The sequence below is a fragment of the Vibrio sp. CB1-5 genome (genome assembly GCF_059412285.1).
The window spans coordinates 95,179-117,410 of sequence record NZ_JBJHPB010000010.1 but is presented as its reverse complement, the minus strand read 5'-3'; the positions used below and the strand labels follow the sequence as shown (position 1 = coordinate 117,410).

Genomic DNA, 22,232 nt, shown 5'->3' with positions numbered 1-22,232 from the left:
TCCTAGTATGGCCTTCTATTTGAACGGCAAATATCAGACTAATCTTCGGCGGCAATTTTTACACTTATTTAGCACTTTGCGCAACATCAGAAACCGAAATCATGAGAAAAAGCGCGAAAAAACCGAATGAATGGTGAACGAATACCCGAAGGCAAACGTTTGCTATTGGCTTTGAGAATGATTTTCGGTCGAGTTTTTTGTTGGGGAATGATTTTTAGGGAGGCGAACAGAACGAAATGTTAAAAAAAAGTTGCACGCGAAGTGCAACCTATCAGAGCGGGATTTTGACAATTAACGCTGTGTTGCAGCCTTCATTGATTTAACAAACTGAGACAGTTCGCTAAGCATGGTTTCTGGTGCATCAAGGTTATTTTCGATGATTTTTACCACAGCAGAGCCGGAAATTGCGCCTGCTGCTCCTGCATCGAGCGCTTGTTTTACTTGCTCTGGTTCAGAAATACCAAACCCTAGTAGTGACGGCGGTGCATCATACTTGTTTAGTTTGTCTAGCTGAGTGTTCATTGGCATATTCGCCTTGGTCTCAGTACCGGTTACACCCGCACGAGAAAGTAGGTAGGTATAACCACCGCCAAGCTTCGCTACTTGCTCAATTGTCTCTTCGCTTGCCGTTGGTGGTGCGATGAAGATTGGGTGTACACCGTGTTTGTGTGCTGCTTCGACAAACTCTTTACTTTCGTTGGTAGGAACGTCAGCGATCAGCACTGAGTCTACACCGACATCTGCACATTGTTTGTAAAACGCATCAACGCCTTTTGAGTAAACTAGGTTGGCATACATTAGCAAGCCGATTGGCGTTTCAGGGTGCTTTTCACGAATCTTTGCTAGCATATCGAAGCAGATCGTTGGCGTTGTTTTCGCGTCCAATGCACGGATGTTTGCGCCCTGAATCGTTGGACCATCTGCCTGAGGGTCTGAGAATGGCATGCCAAGTTCAAGTGCGTCTGCACCAGATTCAATCAAGGTTTCCATGATCTGTAGCGATAGCTCAGGGCTTGGATCACCCATAGTGACGAAAGGAACGAATGCGCCTTGGTTCTTCTCACCTAGGCGAGCGAACATCTCTTTATAACGGTCTTGATTCAGGCTCATTACATTACTCCTTTGTCTTTCAAAATATCGTGTACAGTAAAGATATCTTTGTCACCGCGACCTGATAGGTTGACGACAAGTAGTTGTTCTTTTTCTGGGTTCTCACGAGCCATCTTAAGTGCGTAAGCTAGGGCGTGAGAAGATTCTAGCGCAGGGATAATACCTTCATGCTTCGCTAGCTCTTGGAATGCATCCAGTGCTTCATCATCGGTAATCGCACCATATTCAGCACGGCCTGTCGCATTTAGGTGGGCGTGTTGAGGGCCCACAGATGGGAAGTCTAGACCTGCAGATACTGAGTAAGACTCTTCAATTTGACCGTTGGGGTCTTGCATCAATGGCGCTTTCATACCAAAGAAGATGCCCGTTGTGCCGTGTTTAAGCGGTGCACCGTGCTGGTCGGTATCGATACCTAGACCTGCGGGTTCAACACCAATTAGGCGCACTGATTCTTCTTCGATAAAGTCTGCAAACATGCCGATAGCGTTAGAGCCACCACCCACACAAGCAATAACGGCGTCTGGCAGTTTGCCTTCACGAGCCAATACTTGGTTTTTAGTCTCTTCACCAATCATGCGTTGGAATTCACGTACGATGGTTGGGAATGGGTGAGGACCTGCCGCAGTACCAAGTAGGTAGTGGGCGTCTTCGTAGCTTGCAGACCAGTCGCGTAGCGCTTCGTTACACGCGTCTTTTAGTGTTGAAGAACCTGAGTGTACAGGAATCACTTCTGCACCCATTAAACGCATACGGAACACGTTAGGGCTCTGACGTTCAACGTCTTTCGCACCCATGTAAACGCGACACTTAAGGTCAAGTAGAGCACACGCAAGAGCGGTTGCTACGCCGTGCTGACCAGCACCAGTTTCGGCGATGATCTCTTTTTTACCCATGCGCTTAGCAAGCAGAGCTTGACCAAGTACTTGGTTAGTCTTGTGCGCACCGCCATGAAGTAGGTCTTCACGCTTTAGGTACAGCTTGGTTTTGGTGCCTTTTGTTAGGTTGCGAGTCAGCGTTAGCGCAGTTGGACGGCCTGCATATTCTTGCAATAGCGCCATAAACTCAGATTGAAACTCTGGATCGTCTTGTGCGTCGATGAAGGCTTGCTCTAGCTGATCTAAGGCTGGCACTAGAATTTGTGGTACGAACTGTCCACCGTATTCGCCAAAGTAGGCATCTAATTTAGACATGGTTAATTCCTCAATAATCCACTTGCTCGAGTCCATGCAAACGCACGTTCGTTGTCGAGCAAGTTTTAATAATTCTCTTTGTTTACTTTTGCCGTTGATCTGACAGTTAGTAGTCTCTGATTAACGCGAATGCTTGGTTTAGCTTCTCAGCGTCTTTCTTGCCCGGTGCTGACTCAACGCCTGAGTTTAAGTCTAGTCCGATGCAGCCAAGTGTACTGGCTTGCTTGATATTGTCTGGAGACAAACCGCCTGCCAACATCACATCGCTTGTGTTGTTCATCAATTGCCAGTCAAAGCTTTGACCTGTGCCGCCTGATTGCTCGCCAACTTTGGCATCCAATAGATGGCGGTCTGCCTTAATTGCAGTTAGGTCTGGAATGGCATCGGTCACACCATGCGCTTTCCAGATTTTTACGTCATCATTTAGAAGTGGAGTCAGCGTATCTATGTAGGCTTGATCTTCATCACCGTGAAGCTGAACGGCCGACAGTTTTAGCTCGTTAGCCGTGTTAGCAACAAATTCTGGGTTGTGGTTTTGGAACACACCCACAAACTCAAGAGGTGCTCCGCTCATTACCATACGCGCAGATTCGGCATCAACAAAGCGAGGCGACTTTTCAACAAAGATCAGTCCGCCTTTTACCGCGCCCGCTTGATAAGCTTTCGCCGCGTCATCAGCATGAGTGAGACCACATACTTTGTTTTCTCCCAGCAGAACTTTACGTACTGCCAGTTCAAGGTTGTCTTCCGCCATGAGCGAGCTGCCGATCAGGAAGCCGTTCGCATAGTGGCAAAGGTCACGAACCTGCTGGTGGTTATAGATACCCGACTCCGAAATGATGATGGTGTCTTCAGGTAGTTTCGGTGCCAACTCTTTAGTGCGATCTAGGTTAACCGATAGGTCACGAAGGTTACGGTTGTTGATACCAACGACCTTCGCGCCAAGCGCAATCGCACGCTCAAGCTCATCTTCGTTGCTCACTTCGGTCAAAATACCTAGCTCAAGAGACTCCGCGACTTCTGCTAGCTCGCGGTATTCGTCATCGTTAAGCACTGACAGCATGAGCAAAATAGCATCTGCGTTGTAATGACGAGCGAGATACACTTGATAGGTATCAATCATGAAGTCTTTACACAGTACTGGTTGCTTAACTTGGCCGCGTACTTGAGGCAGGAAGTCGAAGTTACCTTGGAAGTATTTCTCATCCGTTAGCACAGAAATTGCGCTTGCGTGGTTATTGTAGACCGAGGCAATGTAATCTAGGTCAAAGTCATCACGGATCAAACCTTTTGATGGTGATGCTTTTTTGCATTCTAAAATAAACGCGGTTTTGCCTGTCGAAAGCGCTCCATAGAAGCTGCGGTCTGATGGAACGAGATCCGCTTTAAAACTCTCTAGTGGCTGAGCTTGCTTGCGCTCCTCAACCCAAATTTTCTTATCATCGACGATTTTTGCTAATACTGTTTCCATTGTCTTTTCCTGTTAATTCGCCGAGTTACTTGCCGTGTGCCGCCAGCTTTTGAACCAGCTCGTAAGCTTTACCTGAGTTCATTGCATCGATGGCTTGCGCTGCATTGGCTTTGAGGTCTTCGTGACCAAATAGTTTCATTAGAAGCGCAACGTTTACCGCAACAGCGCCTAACTGCGCATCCGTTCCTTTACCCGTTAGCATATTAGTGATGATCGCACGATTTTCTTCTGGTTCCCCGCCCTTGATAGTTTCTAGCGGGTAAGACTCTAAACCAAAGTCTGCAGGCGTTAGCGTGTATTCTGTGATTTTGCCATCTTGAATTTCTGCTACCAGAGTTTCACCGTGAATAGCGACCTCATCCAAGCCACTACCGTGAACCACAGCAGCGCGCTTCATACCCATTTGTAGCATGGTTTCTGCAATAGGACGAACCAGTTTTGCATCATAAACACCCATCAATTCGATGTTTGGCCGAGCAGGGTTGATAAGAGGGCCTAAGATGTTAAAGATCGTACGAGTCTTCATCGTTTGACGCACTGGCATCGCATGGCGTACACCACCGTGATATTGCGGTGCAAATAGGAAAGCAACGCCAATTTCATCCACGGCGCCGCGAGTATCTTCCGCCGACATAGCCAAGTCGATACCAAATGAATCCAGTAGGTCGGAAGAGCCAGATTTGCTCGACACGCCACGGTTACCGTGTTTTGCCACTTTCAGCCCGCATGCCGCTGCCACAAACGCAGCTGTGGTAGAGATGTTGATGGTATTGGCACCGTCGCCACCTGTGCCTACTATGTCGGCGAAGTCATAATCTGGGCGAGGAAATGGGTTGGCGTTAGCAAGTAGCGCTTTTGCAGCACCTGCAATTTCGTCCGGCGTTTCGCCTTTGATTTTCAATGCTGTAAGGGCCGCAGACATTAAGATAGGGTCTAGCTCACCTTTGATAATGGTGTCAAACAACGACTGGCTCTCTTCTTGAGTCAGATCCAGTTGGTCGTAAAGTTTGTTGATGATGTTTTCCATAATTACGATTCCTTAGTTGTTTGAATTTTTAAGCCGATTTGGTTTCGTTAGATTTTTCTGTCGCCCAAGCGATGGCATTGCTCAGTAGTGTCGCACCGTAGGTAGTCATAATAGACTCAGGGTGGAACTGGAAGCCGCAGATACGATCTTGTTCGTTCGCGACCGACATCACTAGACCATCAACCTGAGCGGTCACTTCTAGTGAGTCAGGTACTTTCGTTGCCACCAGTGAGTGATAACGTGCTATTGCTAGCGGTGAAGGTAGGCCTTGATAAATAGCATGATTGTCATGCGCCATCATCGACACTTTTCCGTGGATGATTTCGCCCGCGCCAGCAACCACACCACCGTACGCTTCTACAATCGCTTGATGGCCTAGGCAAATACCGATCATGGGTACTTTGCCACGCAATGTTTTAATCAGCGCTGGCATACAACCCGCTTCTGAAGGTGCACCAGGACCCGGCGAAAGTACGACCACAGGGTTATCAAGCTCGAGTACTGCTTTCGCGATTTTTTCTGCAGCAATGTGGTTGCGATAAATCTTAACGTTATGACCTAGGCTTCGGAATTGATCCACTAGGTTGTAGGTGAACGAGTCAAAGTTATCGACAAAAACAATATTGGCGAGTGTGTTGGTCACTGACTTTGGATTATTAGACATCGTGATTACCCCTTATGCGCCGTTTTGATTGCTGAAATAACGGCTTGCGCCTTACCACGAGTTTCATCCGCTTCGGATTGAGGGTCAGAATCAAATACCACACCAGCACCCGCTTGAACTTGAGCAATACCGTCTTCAACGTACGCTGAGCGGATGACGATACAGGTATCTAAATCACCCGCGCCGTTCATGTAGCCAACCGCGCCGCCGTAACTGCCCCGAGTTTGGCCTTCGAATTGGCGAATCAGCTGCATAGCACGAATCTTAGGTGCGCCGGTGAGCGTGCCCATGTTCATACAAGCTTGGTAGCCGTGCAGCGCATCTAGGTCACCACGAAGCTGACCGACGACGCGCGATACTAAGTGCATCACGTGACTATAACGGTCTGTTTTCAAGAGATCTGCCACATGACGAGAGCCTGGCTCTGCAATACGAGCCACGTCATTACGTGCTAGGTCAACCAGCATCATGTGCTCGGCGTTCTCTTTCATGTCGCTGCGTAGTTCAAGCTCGATACGGCTATCGAGATCTTTGTTGATGCTGCCATCTGGGTTTTTACCGCGACGGCGTGTACCGGCGATCGGGTAGATCTCGATCTGGTTAGAATCTTTTCCGTATTTCAGTGCACTTTCTGGAGACGCACCAAATAGAGTAAACAGCTCATCTTGCATGTAGAACATATAAGGGCTTGGATTGCTTTGCTTAAGTTCTTTGTATGCTGCGAGTGGAGAAGGGCACGGAAGGGTAAAACGGCGAGAAGGGACTACTTGGAAGATGTCGCCGCGAACGACGTATTCTTTAAGGTCGCAAACAATTTGGCAGAAGTCTTCGTCTGAAATACTCACTTCTTCTGCAATGCCAGCGACTTTGGTTGCTGCGGGTACCATTTTCAGGTTCTCACATTGCTGGCTAATCTCTGTGATTCGGCCACGAATACGAGCAAGCTCAGCATCATCGTGGTTAAACAGTGTGGTTTGTAGGTCGCAAGACTCTTTTTGGTGGTCGACGACCAGCAGACTTTCAGCAACATAGAATACAAAGTCAGGACACTGGTTCGCTTGGTTTGCATTGCCCAGTGGCTCAAAGTTCGCAACGATGTCGTAAGCAAATAGACCGCCCATGAAAATGGCGTTCTTGTCTAAACCGCTTAGGTCAAAGCTGTGTTGAACAAGACGCAGCGCATCAAAAGAGGAGGCTTCACGAAGTCGAGAGTCTTCATCTAGCGTGTCATCTGGCATCTCAAACTGAACGACGAGCTCTTTGTCTGTTAACGTGTGTTCGATTTCATCAGCAATGTTCTGAGCGATGATGTTGAGAAGATTGACACCGTTTGTGGTTAGCGCTTCATAGCGTACTTTGTGACCTTCACAAACGATACGAACGGCAGAATCAACGATAAGTAGGCTCTGTAGGTCTTGTTTTGAGTCGATCTCTGCAGACTCAAGTAGCAGACTATCGGTTTTATTTTCACACAGGGTGTGAAACAGTCTGGTTGGGTCTTGCGCATATGGCACTTGGAGAGAAAGGACTTCCAATCGACCCTGTTTATTGATGCTAATGGCTTTATTCACAAAAGCTCCTTTTAATCTTGAATCTGCTGTTGCAACAATCTTGGTTCACCTAGCGGTCATTAAGCTATAGTCGCACAATTAAAACGTTTGCCCAACGCTCAATGTACCCAAATTGTTGCTAAAATAATCGTTTAAATTGAATTCTTTGTCAGATGAATCGAAAAACAAAAAAGCCCACTCGATTGAGTGGGCTTTAATCAAATTCGGGTTTGATTATGCACGTAAAAAAGCCCACTCGGATTGTGTCCAAGTGCGCCACCAACCTACTAGAGCATTAACCCCAAGGTTTAAAGGTTTTTTGAATGGTTGAATATCGAGTAACATACGTGACTAATCTCAAAATCTGTATCTGCGTACTAGTTAACTAGTTCGTGATATGAAAGTCAACCGAAAATGTGAAAAAATGAAGATAGATTTACACAGTCACACAACCGCCTCTGATGGCCGATTATCGGTTGCTGAGCTCTTGGACAGAGCCATAAGCTTTGACGTGAAAGTATTGGCGATTACCGACCACGATACCTTAGATGCATTGCCTACCGCTCATCAGCTCATTGAAGAGCAGTCACTGCCAATTGAGTTGGTGAACGGTATCGAAATCTCGACGGTTTGGCAGAATAAAGATATTCATATTGTCGGGCTTGGAGTGGACAATGACTCCTCAGAGTTGAACGCGTTGATTCGTGCTCAGCAAGCTAGAAGAGTAGAGCGTTCCGAGCTCATCGCTCACCGATTAGAAAAAGCGACTCGAGAAGGTTTGCTTGAGGAAGTCAAAGCGATCGCGGGTGATGCGCCGATAACACGTGCTCACTTTGCCAAATGGCTAGTGGATAACGGTTACGCGAAAAACATGCAGCAGGTGTTCAAGAAGTTTATGACTCGTAATAACACCGGCTATGTGCCACCAAACTGGTGCACGATGTCGGAAGCGGTAAATGCGATTCATCAAGCGGGTGGGTTAGCAGTGCTGGCGCATCCGGGCCGTTATCAGTTAACGGCTAAGTGGTTAAAGCGTCTACTGGCAGCATTTGTCGAAGCCAATGGCGATGCTATGGAAGTGGCTCAGCCACAACAAAGTCAACAAGAAAGGCGCAACCTCGCAGATTATGCGATACAATACAATCTATTAGCTTCACAAGGGTCAGATTTCCACTATCCTTCCCCTTGGATGGAGTTAGGTAGAAACCTATGGTTACCATCGGGTGTAGAACCGGTATGGGATCGCCTACCACTAAAGACAGCAACTTCGCTGACGACCACTACAATTGAGAGTGGTGCTGAAAATGTTGAAAAAGAATAACGAAGCCGATATCACTAGACCTTGAAGCATGTTGACCTTGAAACAAATCGACCTTGAAACAAGTCGACCTTGCGTTGAGTATTTTAACTGCACTCTCTATTGATTTATTATCGTATCAAAGCGACAGCTCTTGAAGTCGAACGACAGGGAAGGTCGTCCCGAGAGCGTCCTTAAGTTTGAAGGAATAACAATGAGCCAATTTTTTTATGTACACCCGGACAACCCGCAGGCACGCTTGATCACTCAGGCCGTTGCTATTATTCGTAACGGTGGTGTCATTATCTATCCAACTGATTCTGGTTACGCACTAGGCTGTCAGCTAGAAAACAAACAAGCGTTAGAGCGCATTTGTCAAATTCGTCGCCTTGATGACAAACATAACTTTACTCTGTTGTGTCGTGACTTGTCTGAATTGTCTCTTTACGCACGTGTTGATAACACCGCATTCCGCCTGCTAAAGAACAATACGCCTGGGCCATACACCTTTATCTTCAAGGGTACAAAAGAAGTACCGCGTCGTTTGATGAATCCAAAACGTAAGACGATTGGTATTCGTGTTCCAAACAATCAAATTGCTCTGGATTTACTAGAGGCGCTGGGTGAGCCATTGATGTCAACGTCGTTAATTTTACCTGGTAACGACGTTACGGAATCGGATCCTGAGGATATTCGTGACAAGCTAGAGCATGCGGTAGATTGTATCTTGAATGGCGGTTATTTGGGTGAGCAACCAACGACTGTGATTGACTTTAGTGATGACGAAGCAAAAGTTCTACGTGTTGGTGCGGGTGACCCTGAACCATTCGAGTAGCGTATTGAATGTTTTCTTACTAAATTTATGAAGAAACTTGGTGCGTGAATCAGGTTTCTTTGCGATAATACGCGACCGCGATTTTAGGTCGCATTATCTGGTTTCGACGTCTGTGAAGACGACATTATAGGTAGGTAAATGAGCGAAAAATTACAAAAAGTGCTTGCTCGCGCAGGCCACGGTTCTCGTCGTGAACTTGAAACCCTGATTAAGACAGGGCGCGTGAGTGTGAATGGTCAGGTAGCAAGACTGGGTGAGCGTCTGGAAGACGAAAATGCGGTCATCCGTATCGATGGTCATACTGTTTCTGCCAAAGCACAAGAAGAAGTGGTTTGTCGAGTTCTGGCCTATTACAAGCCAGAGGGCGAGCTATGTACACGTCACGATCCTGAAGGCCGTCGTACTGTATTCGATCGTTTGCCAAAAATCCGCGGCTCACGTTGGATTTCTGTTGGCCGTCTTGATGCCAACACATCAGGTCTACTTCTGTTTACGACGGATGGTGAGCTGGCTAACCGCCTAATGCACCCAAGCCGCCAAGTTGAGCGTGAATACCTAGTTCGCGTTTTCGGTGACGTTAACGAGCAGAAAGTTCGCAACGTGGTAAACGGTGTCGAGCTTGAAGACGGTATGGCACGTTTCGAAGACGTGGTATACGCAGGTGGTGAAGGTATGAACCACACCTTCTACGTTGTTATCAACGAAGGCCGTAACCGCGAAGTCCGTCGTCTATGGGAATCTCAAGAGACAACAGTAAGCCGTCTTAAGCGTGTTCGTTACGGTGACATCTACCTAGACAAGAAACTGCCTCGTGGCGGTTGGATGGAACTGACTCTGAAAGAAGTAAACTACCTACGTGAGCTAGTTGAACTTCGTCCAGAGAAAGAGACCATGCTAGACCAAAGCCAGAACACTTCTCGTCAGCGTGAGCGTTCTCGCAGCCAGAAAATCCGTCGCGCAGTACGTCGCCACGAAGAGCGTGCAAACGCACCAAAAGGTCGTAGTAATCAACAGCGCCGCAACAAAAAGTCCTCTGGTGAGCAGGGCGCACGCAGCAAAACACGTCGATAAACAGAACCGTATTTTCTTAAAGCCAGCGATTGTAATTGCTGGCTTTTTTGTACTTACCCCGCTCTCTGCTCCTCATTTCCCGTTCTAAAACTGTGCCCAAGTCACTGCTTTTGAAATATATTCTGTTAATTGCTCTAGCTAAGGGCATGATGTTTTTCTAGACTAAAATGATGGTTTTGTCTTAAAACGATCGTTGATTATTCTTAGATGTACAGTGGACAGGGTGTGTGCTTTATGTTGGCTTTTTCCAAGTGGGTATTAAAAAAGATTCGAGTTCTTAGCTTCGCTATATGTTTAGTTGGGTTAACCATGTTCACCTCGTTGCCATTTCATACAATTGAGGCATCTGAGAGCCCCAGCGCAAAGCAAAGTGAACTTACCTCCTCTCAGTTGGCCAATACGATCGTCGAGCTTAAGTATTTAGAAGAAGTGTTAACGTCTTCTGCCTCTAATTACGTGTTGCTGAACGATAAGAAGTGGCTTCAACGATACAATGAATATGAGCCCAAACTCACCGAGTTGATTGATGTATTGTCGATGAGCGAGATTGAAGAGGAGCACCTACTAGCATCCGAATTGGCAACTGTTCACCGGTTAACCTACGAGTTAGAAATGAACGTGTTCCAACTGGTCGACGAAGGTGATTTCGTCGTTGCACGACATCTGATAAATAGTGATAAATACCACGCATATAAGACCCGCTATCTCACTATACTGGGGGAGCTTGCACGTCGAGTTGAAAGTCGAGCAGATAATCCTACAAAGGAAGAGGGACTAAACCTCACTGCTAAAGAGCGTGAGTGGATTCAAGAAAATACAGTGACTTTTGCGATTGAAAACTGGCCCCCTTTGCTGTTTAAAAAGGACAATGATGAAATTGGTGGCATTGCTGGTGAAATAGTTAGTCAAATCGTTGAAAAAACCGGACTAAAAGTGGCTCTTATCGAGGGGCAGTGGGATGAACTGTTAGTCAAGTTCAAAGAGGGTGAGCTTGATGTCATGCCGCACGCTTATATGACACAAGAAAGAAAAGCGTATGGTGATTTCACTTCTCCGTATTTTTTGGTTAAAGAGTTGTTTTTTGTAAGACAGGATGACTTTAGATTTGAAACTGCCACCGACTTTGCCAATGCAACAGTCGCTGTCTCTGAGGGTTATACCACGGTTACTAGGTTGAAAAAACTTTATCCAGAGATCCGCATACTTGAGGTTGCGGGTATAGAACAGTCTGTAGCAGCAGTATTGAGTGGAAAAGCTGATGCGCTAGTCGATGCTGACAGTGTGGTTCTTGACTGGTTGTCACTGAAAAAGATCGATGGCCTACGTGCTATTGAGGAGGACCCTGTATCGTCTTCGACGATTCACTTTTGGTCTACTTCGAGCAAGCCAATATTGCATTCTATCTTACAAAAAGGGTTGGACTCATTAAAATTAAGAGATTTAATTTTAACAAAAGGTGATTGGTATCAAGAACAGGAAGAGACCGAAAGCGAGCCTTTTGACGATACGATTCTGAATACATTTAAGTATGTAGTTCTTTTTGCAGGGATAATCCTGATCCTTCTTGTCGTAATTGTTTCACGGGTTTTCGGTGTAAGCGATAGTGAACTAGCGGTTAAGTTTGGAAATAGGAGATTTAAACGGGCGATCATCTTGACTCAAGTCGTTCTTTGTTTTGCTTTACTATCCGCTGCGATGATAGTGATAAGGTATGCTGAACAGCAGAGCGTGGCTTCAGTCAGTTACAGCTTAGATACATTGCTAAAATCGACGCATAAGCGGATGGTTGGTTGGGTAAATGTGGAGCTCTTGACTTTAGAGGAGCTAGGAAAAAATCCCCAATTAGTTAGTTTGGTCGAGGAATTGCTGAAGGTTGAGCGGACACAATCTGCCTTACTTTCCTCTCCAGTACAACAACAGCTACGACAGTTTATTGACCAAAGAAAAGGTTTATCTGGGTCGTTTGGCTTTTTTATTATTTCGCCTGATAAGATAAGTCTCGCATCCCGAAGAGACTCCAATGTAGGTACGATCAATCTTATTCAGCAACAGCGGCCAGATTTAATTACGAAAGTTTTGAATGGCCAAAGTACGTTTGTTCCTCCAATACGCTCTGATATTGCATTGACAAATAAAGAAGTGACACCAACCATGTTTTTTGCTGCTCCTGTGTTAAATCAAAATCAGGAAGTTATTGCGATATTGACCAAGCGTGTGAATTTTGAGGGGGCGTTCTCAACGATATTGTCAGCTGGGTTTCTAGGTCGAAGTGGAGAGACGTATGCAGTAGACCGCTCGGGATTGTTATTGTCAAATGTGCGCTTTGAGAAGCAACTTAAGGCGTTCGGATTAATCGATTCAAATGAGCATTCTTCTTTGCATATAAGAATAGCAGACCCAGGAGAAAGTCTAGCGAGTAACCCACGTGATGCAGACAGTAGTTGGCCTCTGACTTTAATGGCAAAGAGTATAAATAATAAGCAGTCTGGGCGTGACCTTACTGGGTATAACGACTATCGGGGTATTCCTGTAGTAGGAAGCTGGATTTGGGACGAACTGCTCAACGTAGGGATAGCTGCAGAAGTGGATGTAGAGGAGGCATTCGACTTACTTAATACCTTAAAGTTAACGGTATGGTCATTACTTATTGTTTCACTTACATTAATGCTAGGCACGAGTATTTTTACGTTAAAGATGGGTACTCGTGCGACACGTGCCTTAACAAGAACCCAAGAAGAATTAGAAACACTGGTTTCACAAAGGACATCTGAACTTAAAGTTAATACTGAAAGAACTCGTACGATTATTAATAATGCTTCAGATGGCATCGTTGTTGCTAATGAACATGGGCTAATTTTAGAATTTAGTCCTTCAGCCCAACGTATCTTTGGCTATCAAGCCGATGAAGTTATTGGTAAAGAAAATATTTTCCCTAGACTTATACATCAATCCTTTTCAGAATTTCAAGCCAACCTTACTGAAGGAGAAACAGGACAAAGATCGCTACTTGAGCTAAAGGGGTATAGGAGAAGTGGGCAAGTAATTGATCTTGAAGTCTCAATTAGCAAGATGCTAGTTTCTGGGGAAACATTGATTACGGGCATCTTCCGCGATACAACACAAAGAAAAGAAGCAGAAAGAGAATTAAAACTCGCGAAGCAGCAAGCAGAAGAAGCGACGAAAGCTAAAAGTGACTTTTTGGCTAATATGAGTCATGAAATACGAACACCCATGAATGCGATAATAGGTATGAGTTACCTAGCGTTGCAAACAGAACTGTCTAGGAAACAATCTGACTATATATCCAAGATTCAAACTTCGGCTGAATCCTTGCTCGGTATTATTAATGACATATTAGATTTCTCGAAAATAGAAGCTGGAAAAATGGATCTAGAAAGTACCGATTTTCTATTGGGTGATACATTAGATAGTTTGATGCATATCGTCACTCACAAAAGCCAAGAGAAAGGACTGGAGTTACTTTTAGACGTAGATCACAAGTTGCCAGCGGGGTTGGTCGGAGACCCATTGAGACTTAGCCAAGTGCTGTTGAATTTGACGAACAATGCGTTGAAGTTTACTGATAAGGGAGAGGTTGTAGTAAGAGCGAGTCTCGTAGAGTCCAAAAACAACCAGGTCAAGGTTCAATTTTCAGTACAAGATACTGGTATTGGTATGAGTGAGGAACAGATAGCAAGACTGTTTAGTTCATTTAGTCAAGCGGACGCTTCTACAACCCGAAAGTACGGTGGAACGGGCTTAGGTTTAACCATTAGCAAAACACTAAGTGAGATGATGGGGGGCGAAATCTGGGTGGAAAGCGAACCGGAGGTGGGAAGTACTTTTTACTTTACTGCTTGGTTTGGCATTGCAAAGGGGAAGAATGAAGAGGTGCTTCTCTCGGGAGCTAAATTGGCCGGTTTAAGAGTATTAATTGTTGATGATAGTGAGTCTGCTCGCCAAATTTTATTCAATATGTGCCTAAGTTTTCACTTTGAAGTGGATGTTGCATCGTCAGGCTCCGAAGCGTTGGAGAAAATGGTATTTGCCGAAAGCTTGAATCAGCCGTACGAAGTGGTTTTGGTCGATTGGAAAATGCCGACTATGGATGGGATCCAGCTTGTTTTGGAAATCGAAAAACATGCTCTACTTGTGTCAAAGCCTAGATGCATCATAGTGACAGCTTATGACAAGGATGAAATGTTAGAAAAAAGCAATGGCGCGAGGATAGCGCAGTCATTAACTAAGCCTGTTAGTGCTTCTACGTTGCTTGATACGATGTTAACGGTTATGGAAGCCAAGGCGCCGTGTATTATGTTACCGGAAGAAGAAAAAAAATTAGATTTTTCAGCACTTTCTGGCCTAAAAGGAACTCGGGTTTTAGTTGTAGAAGATAATCAAATAAACCAAGAGATAGCGGTCGAGCTCCTTAGTTTTGCAGGTCTCGATGTGTCCATCGCAAATAATGGACAAGAGGCTATCGACAAAGTAAATAATATGAAGTTTGACCTGGTCTTAATGGATATACAAATGCCGGTTAAAGACGGCTATGAAGCGACAAAAGAAATTCGACAAGTTGGGTTGCATAATGATTTGCCAATTATTGCAATGACCGCAAATGCGATGTCAGGTGATAGAGAACGATGCCTGTCCGTGGGGATGAATGATCATTTACCAAAGCCGATTAATCCTCAACAGGTGTTTAAGACCATTGCACAGTGGGTAGCGCCAAAAGAAAACGTAGTGGCGGTGGACTTAGAGCTGCTAGACGATACTCCAACATTTAATGTTGAAGGGTTCGATACGACATCTGCGATTTTACGGATGGCCGGGAACCTTAAAGCTTACAAAAAAACGTTATCGCGTGTTATCGAAACAGAAAATGATATTGTTGCTCGTGTTCAGTTGGCAATGGCTAATAATGATATTGGCTCTGCTATTTTGTCGATACATAGTCTTAAAGGGGTTGCAGCTACCATAGGCGCAATAGACTTAGTTTCTCCGCTAGAGTCATTGGAGAATACTCTTACAGAGCAGCAGAAGAATGAAATGTGTGAGGTAGATGACAACCTAAGAGCGGAGTTTTATAGCTTGTCACTATTAGTTGACAAAGCTATGGCTGCTATTGCAAAGGCGTTGGCTATAGATGACTCGGTTACGGAGGGTCGCTCCAAAGATAAGGAGTTGTTTTTACTGCTGTCCTCAAAAATACTAGAACAGCTAGATAACTTCGATAGTTCGGCCGTTGACACGTTCGATGACATGATTACTGCGATGGGTGAAAAAGAAGAAGAAGTTTTGGCAAAGGAGATAGTTAATACACTATCTCGGTTTGACTTTGAGGAGGCGCGTCCACTTGTAGAAAAATTTATTGGTCGGCATTCTGAGTGAAAGGATATTTTATAATATTTTGATGTCAACGAACAACGGAAGTACTAGAATAAATCAGGACTACATTCAAGCGTTTGTATGAGTGAAATGGTTGATTGCATACTCAAATAAGAGTTAAAGCTAGGAAGATTGGAGAGGCTGAATCGTGTTAATAGACAAGGATGTACAAGCAACAGTTTTAGCAGTAGATGACACGGTGACAAATATAGAAGTCGTTAAAGGGGTGTTATCTGGTCAATATTTGGTTCAAGCGGCATTAAATGGCGAAGTCGCGTTGAAAATTATTGACAAAAAAAAACCAGACTTGATTTTGCTAGATATTATGATGCCAGGACTTGATGGTTATGAGATTTGTCGTCGCCTCAAAGCATCTGAAGAAACGAAAGATATACCTATCATTTTTTTGACTGCAAAATCCCATGAGGAAGATGAAACCAAAGGGCTATCATTAGGGGCGGTAGACTATATTACCAAGCCAATCAGTCCACCCATTCTAAAAGAAAGGGTTAAGAACCACTTAATGCTCAAGAGTATTCGTGACCAACTGGAAAGACAGAATGAAATACTCGAGGAGAAAGTCCAAGAGCGTACTCAGCAATTGAGTAATTTACAGGATGTGACGATGGTGGCGTTGGGAGCTTTAGCTGAATCGAGAGATCCTGAAACAGGTAACCACATACGTCGAACACAAACCTATGTGAAAATACTTGCTGAAGCTTTGGCGAAAACCCCCAAGTACAACTGCATACTTCAACCTGACATTATAACCGCAATGTATAAATCTGCGCCTTTACATGATATTGGTAAGGTAGGTGTGCGTGATGATATCTTGTTGAAGCCCGGATCTCTTACGGAAGAAGAGTTTGAAGAGATGAAAAAACACACCACTTATGGGCGTGACGCTATTGCTGCTGCGGAGGGGGCGTTGGGTAGGGCGGATAACTTTCTAACATTTGCAAAAGAGATAGCGTATTCTCACCAAGAAAAATGGGATGGTTCAGGTTACCCTTTAGGCTTGTCCGGAGAAGATATTCCTTTGTCAGCGCGTATTATGGCTCTTGCTGATGTGTATGACGCCCTAATTTCTAAGCGAGTTTACAAACCCGCATTTAGTCACGAGAAAGCAGTGGAGATTATATGTGAAGGGAGTGGGTCACACTTTGAACCTCTTTTGGTTGATACGTTTTTGGCCATTAAAGATGAATTTCGAGTAATAGCTAATCGTTATAAAGATTAATTTTGATATCTTGTTCGGGCGCTTTTTTAAGGTAAAGCGCCATTGACGTTACTTGTGCCTAGGTGCTTTGTGGAAGTGACTGCTTACCATACGTTGAGTGACGATGTGCTGCGGACTTTCAAGGACATCACTGGTTTTACCATATTCCACAACATCTCCCTCATGCATCACAATCACCTTATCGGTAATGTGTTTTACAATACCGAGGTGCTGAGAAACATAAACAAACGCGACCCCCATTTCTTCTTGAAGCTCGAGAAACAGGTTAATGATCTGAGAGCGCATCGCCATGTCCAAACCATTAAGCGCTTCGTCTGCAACAATAATAGATGGCTGAAGAATCAAAGCTCGTGCTAGACAGACACGCTGTTTTTGTCCAGTTGCCAGCATTTGCGGATAGAAATAGGCATGCTCAGGTAACAGGCCAACGCGAATGAGCGTGTCTTTTACACGTTGCATACGCGCTTCCGGAGGCATGTTGGTATTTCGCTTTAAGGGACCTTCGAGAATGCGACCGATTTGAATGCGCGGATTCAATGATGTATTTGGGTCTTGGAAAATCATGCGAATCAGCTTGCAGCGCGTGGAGTAGTCTTTGTGCTCAAGCAGATCGCCATTGACTCGAATCTCACCTGAAGTCGGTTCAACCACGCCCGCAAGCATACGTGCGAGCGTTGATTTACCAGAACCATTTTTGCCGATAAAACCAATAGTCTGCCCAGCCTCAAGGCTAAAGCTCACGGGCTTAACGGCATGCTGTACTTTTCTTTGGAACAGCTTAGAGCGAGTAACAAAGTCTTTTTTAAGGTCGGAGACTTCTAACAACGAACTCATGCTTTTTTCTCCGTGTTCAGCGGGAAGTGACAACTGAACTTATGATTTTTAATTCGTTTTGCTTCAGGGATTTCTACGCACTGTCTTTGCGCATACGGACAACGTGGTCCCAAACGGCATCCGATCGGCAAGTGCTGAAGTGGCGGGATAGAGCCAGGAAGCGATTGAAGCTTCTCTTTATGCGGTATCCATTCACCAAAATCAGGCATCGCTTTTAGAAGCGCAACGGTATATGGGTGCTTTGGTTTTGCCAGAATCTTTGCGGTATCCGCCGATTCTACTGATTGACCACAATACATAACCGTAATGCGTGTCGCCCATTGGGTAATGGTCGTTAAATCATGACCAATCAACACAATAGTGGTGTTGTTGAGCTGATTCATACGGCTCAATAAACGTAAGATCTGCGACTGTGTAATAGGATCCAAGTCATTGGTCGGCTCATCAGCAAGCAGCAGTTTTGGCTTAGCTGCAATGGCCATCGCAATCATGATTTTTTGGCATTCACCATCGGTGAGCTCATATGGGTAGCTGTGCATGACGCGAGTGTGCTCTTTGATGCCTACTTTATGCAGTAGCGCAATGGCTTGCTTCTTACGCCATTTAAATCGCTCCCACCATTTACCTTCAAATGAGCGGGCAGGGATGGACTCGATCAGCTGTTTACCAACTTGTTCGGATGGGTCCAAACAGGTCGTTGGCTCTTGGAAAATCATCGCGACGTCACGAGCAATCACTCGGCGGCGCTCACGCGGTGTGAGCTGTAGCAGATCGATATTACCAAGACGCATGCGGTCAGCGGTGACCTTCCAGTTGTCTTTGGTTACGCCAACAATCGCTTTAGCAACCAGGCTCTTACCGGAGCCTGATTCACCCACAAGACCGCGGATTTCACCTTCGTTAATGGTGAAGCTCATGCGATCGACGGCTTTCACCAATCCCTGAGGGGTTTCGATTTCGATAGTGAGATGTCGAATATCTAATACTGGCATTATTCGATCCCCGCACTCAGTGCACTTCGGATACCTTCACCCACAATGTTCACCACGACAACAGTACATAGAATCGCAAGCCCCGGGAGAATAACGGTCCATGGTGCAAGGTAAAGTAGTTCGGCGGCATCACCGAGTACCGCACCCCATTCACTGCTTGGCGCTTGGGCACCAAGGCCTAAAAAGCCTAAGGCAGTGATATCAAGAATAGCGATAGACAAAGCGAAAGTAACCTCAGCTGCAATCACAGTTAATAGGTTTGGAAGAATGGAGTTCCACAGTAGGTAAAACTCGTTCGCGCCATCAAGTCTAGCGGCCATAATGTAGTCTTTTTCTACTTCGGTATGGACAGCCATGTAAATGGAACGAATAAAACGCGGTATCAATGCCAGACATATCGCCAGCATAATATTGAACTCACCAGGGCCTAAGAAGGCAACGAAGATGATTGCCAACAGCAGCGATGGGATGGACATGACAGTGTCAAGCAGGTGGTTGAGTGTGCTCGATAGTAGCCCGCGCGTCATACCAGCCAAGATACCAATTAAGCAGCCGACCAACGTTGCGATCACTGTTATGATCACCGCTGCGCCAAATGACAAGCGTGAGCCGTCGATGATGCGAGACAAAATATCACGGCCTAAATCATCGGTGCCGAAGAAAAAATCTACCGTGCCTTTTGGATCCCATGATGGTGGCACTAGCAGGTTCGAGCTCTGCGCCATTGGGTCATAAGGAGTAATGAATGGCGATAGTAGGGTGATAAGGATGATAAAAACCAAACACCACAGACCAAACATCGATAAGCTGTTTGAGCGGTAGCTGCGCCAAAAGCGCTCAAGCTGAGTAGGAATGCGCTCTTCCTGATAAACGTTATCTGACAGCATACCATTCCTTCCTTACTAACGGGTTGATCATCGCGCCGATAAGATCAGAGACGATACTCGCCGCCAATACAATCGTCGCCACCACTAGAACGCCAGCTTGAATTGACGCGTAGTCTTGGTTTGATAGTGCATCTAACAGCCAACGACCAACGCCCGGCCAGTTAAAGATAGACTCGGTCATGATAGCCAAGGTGATCATACTTGAAAGCTGCACGCCCAGTTTAGGGATAATTGGCGGAATCGCATTGCGCAGCACGTGTTCAATGACGATTTCGTAGTTGGATAGACCACGAATACGCGCCGCACGAATGTAGTTTTGTGCCATAACTTCGGTTACGGAGGTTCTCATCATACGAATAACCTGCATCGTTGGTGACAATGCCAAGACCAAACAAGGTAGGATCATATGTTCTATAACGCTTTGAAGTGCTTCTTTGCGGTACGGGCCATCCGATAGGATCGCGTCAATAAGTGCAAAACCAGTCACATGATCAATTTCATAAAGCAGGTCATAGCGACCAGCCACTGGGAACCATTGATAATTAAGCGAGAAATACATGATCATCAATAGCGCAATCCAAAAAAGCGGCGCTGCATAGCCGACCATAGAGGAAAATGAGATCACGTTATCAAGCCATTTGCCCTTGCGCATTCCGGCAATGGTGCCCGCAGGAATACCGATAAATACCGAAATGGTAAACGCAGCAAAACACAGCTCTAATGTTGCAGGTAATACGGATGTGAGCTCTTGGGTGATGGGCACACCCGCCTTCGTGAGACCAAAATCGAGTTGAGCCAGTCTACCAAGGTAGTCAAACCAACCTACCAGCATAGGCTCATTCGCCCATTGCGATGTTGGGTCCAGCCTGACTAAGCTGTAACCCACAAAAGTGAGAATCAGCAGTGTAATGACAAACAGGTTAAGGCGACGTATTGAGTACCAGAACATTTATTTCAACCTCATCACTTGATCAAAAGGTTGAGCATTGAAAGGACTGGTTCTAAATCCAGTCAAATTGTCATTGTGCGCTTGGTATTTTTGTCCGTGAGCGATAGGCAGCACCGGCACTTCCTCATTTAGAATGTTTTGCGCTTGGCGATATAGGTTTAGACGATATCTTGGTTGGTTGACTTCGAGAGCCAAGTCCAAAATAAAGTCAAAGTCGTCGTTACACCACATAGACAGGTTTAGGCCTTCACGCTTTGAGGTACAAGAGAGCAGTGGTCTTAGGTAGTTATCCGGATCACCCGTATTACCCACCCAGCCAGTCAGTAGCATATCGACAGATGCGATGTTGGATAGCTCTTGGCGGTCAACACGATCATCGGTTAACAAATTAAGTGTAACGCCAATATTGGCAAAGTTTGCCTGAATAAGCTCTGCGGTTTTACGCGGGCTTGGGTTATACACTCGTGGCTCAAGAGGCACGGCCATAGTCAGCTCGAGCCCGTGCGCATAACCGGCCTCACGAAGCAGCGCCATCGCATAGTTTCGGTCGTAGCGAACTTGTACCGTGTCTTTTTGATGAGCCCAAGAGCTCGGCGGAAGCAGACTGTAGGCGGTTTCACCGCTACCAAAGTAGACGGCTTCTAAAATGGTGTCGCGGTTAATGGCGAGATTCAGCGCTTTACGAACGCGAGAGTCGCTGAGCGCCCGGTGCTGAGTATTCATAGCAACAAACGCCACGTTCATGGCAGGTTTGGCTTGCAGCACGACTGAGTCTTCTTCCAGTATCACCGGAATTTGGCTTGAAATTGGTGAGTTTAGAACATCACACTCATTACGTAGCAGTTTTGCTAGTGCACCAGCACCACGGTGTGAAATATCAAAAACCACCTGTGACATTTGAGCGGACCCACGCCAATAGCCTTCATGGCGTTTAAGGCGAACCAAGTCCGCAACTTGATACTCATCCAAGTAGAATGGCCCTGTACCGACCGGGTGAGTATCTAGATTTAGTTTATTGTCGCCTGCAATCAACTGGTCTGCATATTCGGCAGAGAAGATAGGTGCGTGTGCAGTAGAGATGTTAGACAAGAACGAATTGTCTGGTCTTGACAAGGTAAATTTGACCGTCAGCCCGTCGATGGCTTCGACTTTCTCGACTAAGTTGGCGAAGTCGATACCGGCAAACCAAGGGTAAACACTGCCACCCACATCATGGAAAGGGTGGTTAGAGTCGATAATACGGCTAAAGCTGAACACCACATCATCCGCATTCAGAGCGCGAGACGGTGTAAACCAATCAGTGCTCTGAAATTGAACATTGTCTCTGAGTGTAAAGGTGTACTCAGTCCCCGTCTTGTTGACCTCCCACGCCTTCGCTAGGTTGGGCACTGGCTGATGCGTTCCTGAGTTTAGCGTGAGCAAGGTGTCGAATAATTGCGGCGCAATCGATTCGACAGTAATGCCACCGTCTACGAGTTGCGGATTGAATGTACTCGGTCGGCCTTGGTCACAATAGACGAAACCGTCTTGTCGTATTTTGGAGTGGTCGACTTTGTCTTCACATCCAGCGAGCAAAATTAAGCCACAGAGCCCGAGTGATAATTTGATTAATGCCTTCATAAACACGCTACATTCGTTGGCGAACGTAATATCTATATTGAGATCAGGGTAATTTACCACTATTTCACTTGCTAAACCAATAACGACAAGCACTTATCGCTGAGTTT

Annotated in this window: 17 protein-coding genes and 1 other annotated feature; of the genes, 5 read left to right on the top strand and 12 right to left on the bottom strand. The window is 45.7% G+C overall.

Annotated features, from left to right (window positions below; genetic code table 11):
* Positions 1–291 precede the first annotated feature (291 nt).
* From trpA to trpL2, 7 genes are all read right to left on the bottom strand, one after another.
* Positions 292–1,110, bottom strand: coding sequence for a tryptophan synthase subunit alpha (gene trpA, locus ACJB0T_RS09900; protein WP_112461014.1), 819 nt, complete (start codon positions 1,108–1,110; stop codon positions 292–294).
* Entirely contained in the window at positions 1,110–2,300 is a 1,191-nt protein-coding gene (trpB, locus tag ACJB0T_RS09895) for a tryptophan synthase subunit beta (RefSeq protein ID WP_479290602.1), read from the bottom strand. The genes trpA and trpB overlap by 1 nt, the downstream gene beginning before the upstream one ends.
* Before the next feature lie 106 nt (positions 2,301–2,406).
* On the bottom strand, positions 2,407–3,771 hold the full coding sequence (gene trpCF / locus ACJB0T_RS09890; RefSeq protein ID WP_479290601.1) for a bifunctional indole-3-glycerol-phosphate synthase TrpC/phosphoribosylanthranilate isomerase TrpF: 1,365 nt from the start codon (positions 3,769–3,771) through the stop codon (positions 2,407–2,409).
* A gap of 25 nt (positions 3,772–3,796) precedes the next feature.
* Entirely contained in the window at positions 3,797–4,798 is a 1,002-nt protein-coding gene (gene trpD, locus ACJB0T_RS09885; RefSeq protein WP_479290600.1) for an anthranilate phosphoribosyltransferase, read from the bottom strand.
* 28 nt (positions 4,799–4,826) lie between these two features.
* The gene (locus ACJB0T_RS09880) at positions 4,827–5,462 is read right to left on the bottom strand and encodes an aminodeoxychorismate/anthranilate synthase component II (protein ID WP_479290599.1); all 636 of its coding nucleotides are present in this window, start codon (positions 5,460–5,462) and stop codon (positions 4,827–4,829) included.
* Positions 5,463–5,467: 5 nt separating this feature from the next.
* Positions 5,468–7,033 (bottom strand): anthranilate synthase component 1, encoded by a 1,566-nt coding sequence (locus tag ACJB0T_RS09875; RefSeq protein ID WP_479290598.1) that lies wholly within the window; start codon positions 7,031–7,033, stop codon positions 5,468–5,470.
* 164 nt (positions 7,034–7,197) lie between these two features.
* Positions 7,198–7,300, bottom strand: a sequence feature (Trp leader region).
* Positions 7,247–7,357, bottom strand: coding sequence for a tryptophan operon leader peptide (trpL2, locus tag ACJB0T_RS09870; RefSeq protein WP_479290597.1), 111 nt, complete (start codon positions 7,355–7,357; stop codon positions 7,247–7,249). It overlaps the preceding feature by 54 nt.
* Positions 7,358–7,436: 79 nt before the next feature.
* Between trpL2 and rnm the strand changes: the two genes are divergently transcribed.
* The 5 genes from rnm (at position 7,437) to ACJB0T_RS09845 (ending at position 16,843) form a co-directional block, all read left to right on the top strand.
* Positions 7,437–8,333: an RNase RNM gene (gene rnm / locus ACJB0T_RS09865; RefSeq protein WP_479290596.1), complete on the top strand. Its 897-nt coding sequence runs from the start codon at positions 7,437–7,439 to the stop codon at positions 8,331–8,333.
* Positions 8,334–8,523: 190 nt separating this feature from the next.
* Positions 8,524–9,144, top strand: a complete 621-nt coding sequence (locus ACJB0T_RS09860) for an L-threonylcarbamoyladenylate synthase (protein WP_479290595.1) — start codon at positions 8,524–8,526, stop codon at positions 9,142–9,144.
* A 138-nt stretch (positions 9,145–9,282) separates the two neighbouring features.
* A complete protein-coding gene (gene rluB / locus ACJB0T_RS09855; protein WP_479290594.1) occupies positions 9,283–10,215 on the top strand; it encodes a 23S rRNA pseudouridine(2605) synthase RluB in 933 nt (310 codons plus the stop codon).
* A 234-nt stretch (positions 10,216–10,449) separates the two neighbouring features.
* The gene (locus ACJB0T_RS09850; protein ID WP_479290593.1) at positions 10,450–15,606 is read left to right on the top strand and encodes a response regulator; all 5,157 of its coding nucleotides are present in this window, start codon (positions 10,450–10,452) and stop codon (positions 15,604–15,606) included.
* Positions 15,607–15,751: 145 nt separating this feature from the next.
* Positions 15,752–16,843: a response regulator gene (locus ACJB0T_RS09845; protein ID WP_479290592.1), complete on the top strand. Its 1,092-nt coding sequence runs from the start codon at positions 15,752–15,754 to the stop codon at positions 16,841–16,843.
* A 48-nt stretch (positions 16,844–16,891) separates the two neighbouring features.
* Here ACJB0T_RS09845 and ACJB0T_RS09840 read toward each other — a convergent pair whose 3' ends face one another.
* The 5 genes from ACJB0T_RS09840 to ACJB0T_RS09820 are packed head-to-tail and all read right to left on the bottom strand — an operon-like array spanning position 16,892 to position 22,125.
* Positions 16,892–17,677: a peptide ABC transporter ATP-binding protein gene (locus tag ACJB0T_RS09840; RefSeq protein ID WP_479290591.1), complete on the bottom strand. Its 786-nt coding sequence runs from the start codon at positions 17,675–17,677 to the stop codon at positions 16,892–16,894.
* A complete protein-coding gene (locus ACJB0T_RS09835; RefSeq protein WP_353496486.1) occupies positions 17,674–18,669 on the bottom strand; it encodes a peptide ABC transporter ATP-binding protein in 996 nt (331 codons plus the stop codon). Before ACJB0T_RS09835 ends, ACJB0T_RS09840 begins: the two co-directional genes overlap by 4 nt.
* Positions 18,669–19,556: a putrescine export ABC transporter permease SapC gene (gene sapC, locus ACJB0T_RS09830; RefSeq protein ID WP_353496485.1), complete on the bottom strand. Its 888-nt coding sequence runs from the start codon at positions 19,554–19,556 to the stop codon at positions 18,669–18,671. Before sapC ends, ACJB0T_RS09835 begins: the two co-directional genes overlap by 1 nt.
* Entirely contained in the window at positions 19,543–20,505 is a 963-nt protein-coding gene (locus tag ACJB0T_RS09825) for an ABC transporter permease (protein WP_479290590.1), read from the bottom strand. The genes sapC and ACJB0T_RS09825 overlap by 14 nt, the downstream gene beginning before the upstream one ends.
* Entirely contained in the window at positions 20,506–22,125 is a 1,620-nt protein-coding gene (locus tag ACJB0T_RS09820; protein WP_479290588.1) for an ABC transporter substrate-binding protein, read from the bottom strand.
* Positions 22,126–22,232 lie beyond the last annotated feature (107 nt).

Excerpts from the sequence above, each read along its gene's own strand:
- trpA (WP_112461014.1), bottom strand. The coding sequence starts at position 1,110 with ATGAGCCTGAATCAAGACCGTTATAAAGAGATGTTCGCTCGCCTAGGT.
- trpB (WP_479290602.1), bottom strand. The coding sequence starts at position 2,300 with ATGTCTAAATTAGATGCCTACTTTGGCGAATACGGTGGACAGTTCGTA.
- trpCF (WP_479290601.1), bottom strand. The coding sequence starts at position 3,771 with ATGGAAACAGTATTAGCAAAAATCGTCGATGATAAGAAAATTTGGGTT.
- trpD (WP_479290600.1), bottom strand. The coding sequence starts at position 4,798 with ATGGAAAACATCATCAACAAACTTTACGACCAACTGGATCTGACTCAA.
- ACJB0T_RS09880 (WP_479290599.1), bottom strand. The coding sequence starts at position 5,462 with ATGTCTAATAATCCAAAGTCAGTGACCAACACACTCGCCAATATTGTT.
- trpL2 (WP_479290597.1), bottom strand. The coding sequence starts at position 7,357 with ATGTTACTCGATATTCAACCATTCAAAAAACCTTTAAACCTTGGGGTT.
- rnm (WP_479290596.1), top strand. The coding sequence starts at position 7,437 with ATGAAGATAGATTTACACAGTCACACAACCGCCTCTGATGGCCGATTA.
- ACJB0T_RS09860 (WP_479290595.1), top strand. The coding sequence starts at position 8,524 with ATGAGCCAATTTTTTTATGTACACCCGGACAACCCGCAGGCACGCTTG.
- rluB (WP_479290594.1), top strand. The coding sequence starts at position 9,283 with ATGAGCGAAAAATTACAAAAAGTGCTTGCTCGCGCAGGCCACGGTTCT.
- ACJB0T_RS09850 (WP_479290593.1), top strand. The coding sequence starts at position 10,450 with ATGTTGGCTTTTTCCAAGTGGGTATTAAAAAAGATTCGAGTTCTTAGC.
- ACJB0T_RS09840 (WP_479290591.1), bottom strand. The coding sequence starts at position 17,677 with ATGAGTTCGTTGTTAGAAGTCTCCGACCTTAAAAAAGACTTTGTTACT.
- ACJB0T_RS09835 (WP_353496486.1), bottom strand. The coding sequence starts at position 18,669 with ATGCCAGTATTAGATATTCGACATCTCACTATCGAAATCGAAACCCCT.
- sapC (WP_353496485.1), bottom strand. The coding sequence starts at position 19,556 with ATGCTGTCAGATAACGTTTATCAGGAAGAGCGCATTCCTACTCAGCTT.
- ACJB0T_RS09825 (WP_479290590.1), bottom strand. The coding sequence starts at position 20,505 with ATGTTCTGGTACTCAATACGTCGCCTTAACCTGTTTGTCATTACACTG.
- ACJB0T_RS09820 (WP_479290588.1), bottom strand. The coding sequence starts at position 22,125 with ATGAAGGCATTAATCAAATTATCACTCGGGCTCTGTGGCTTAATTTTG.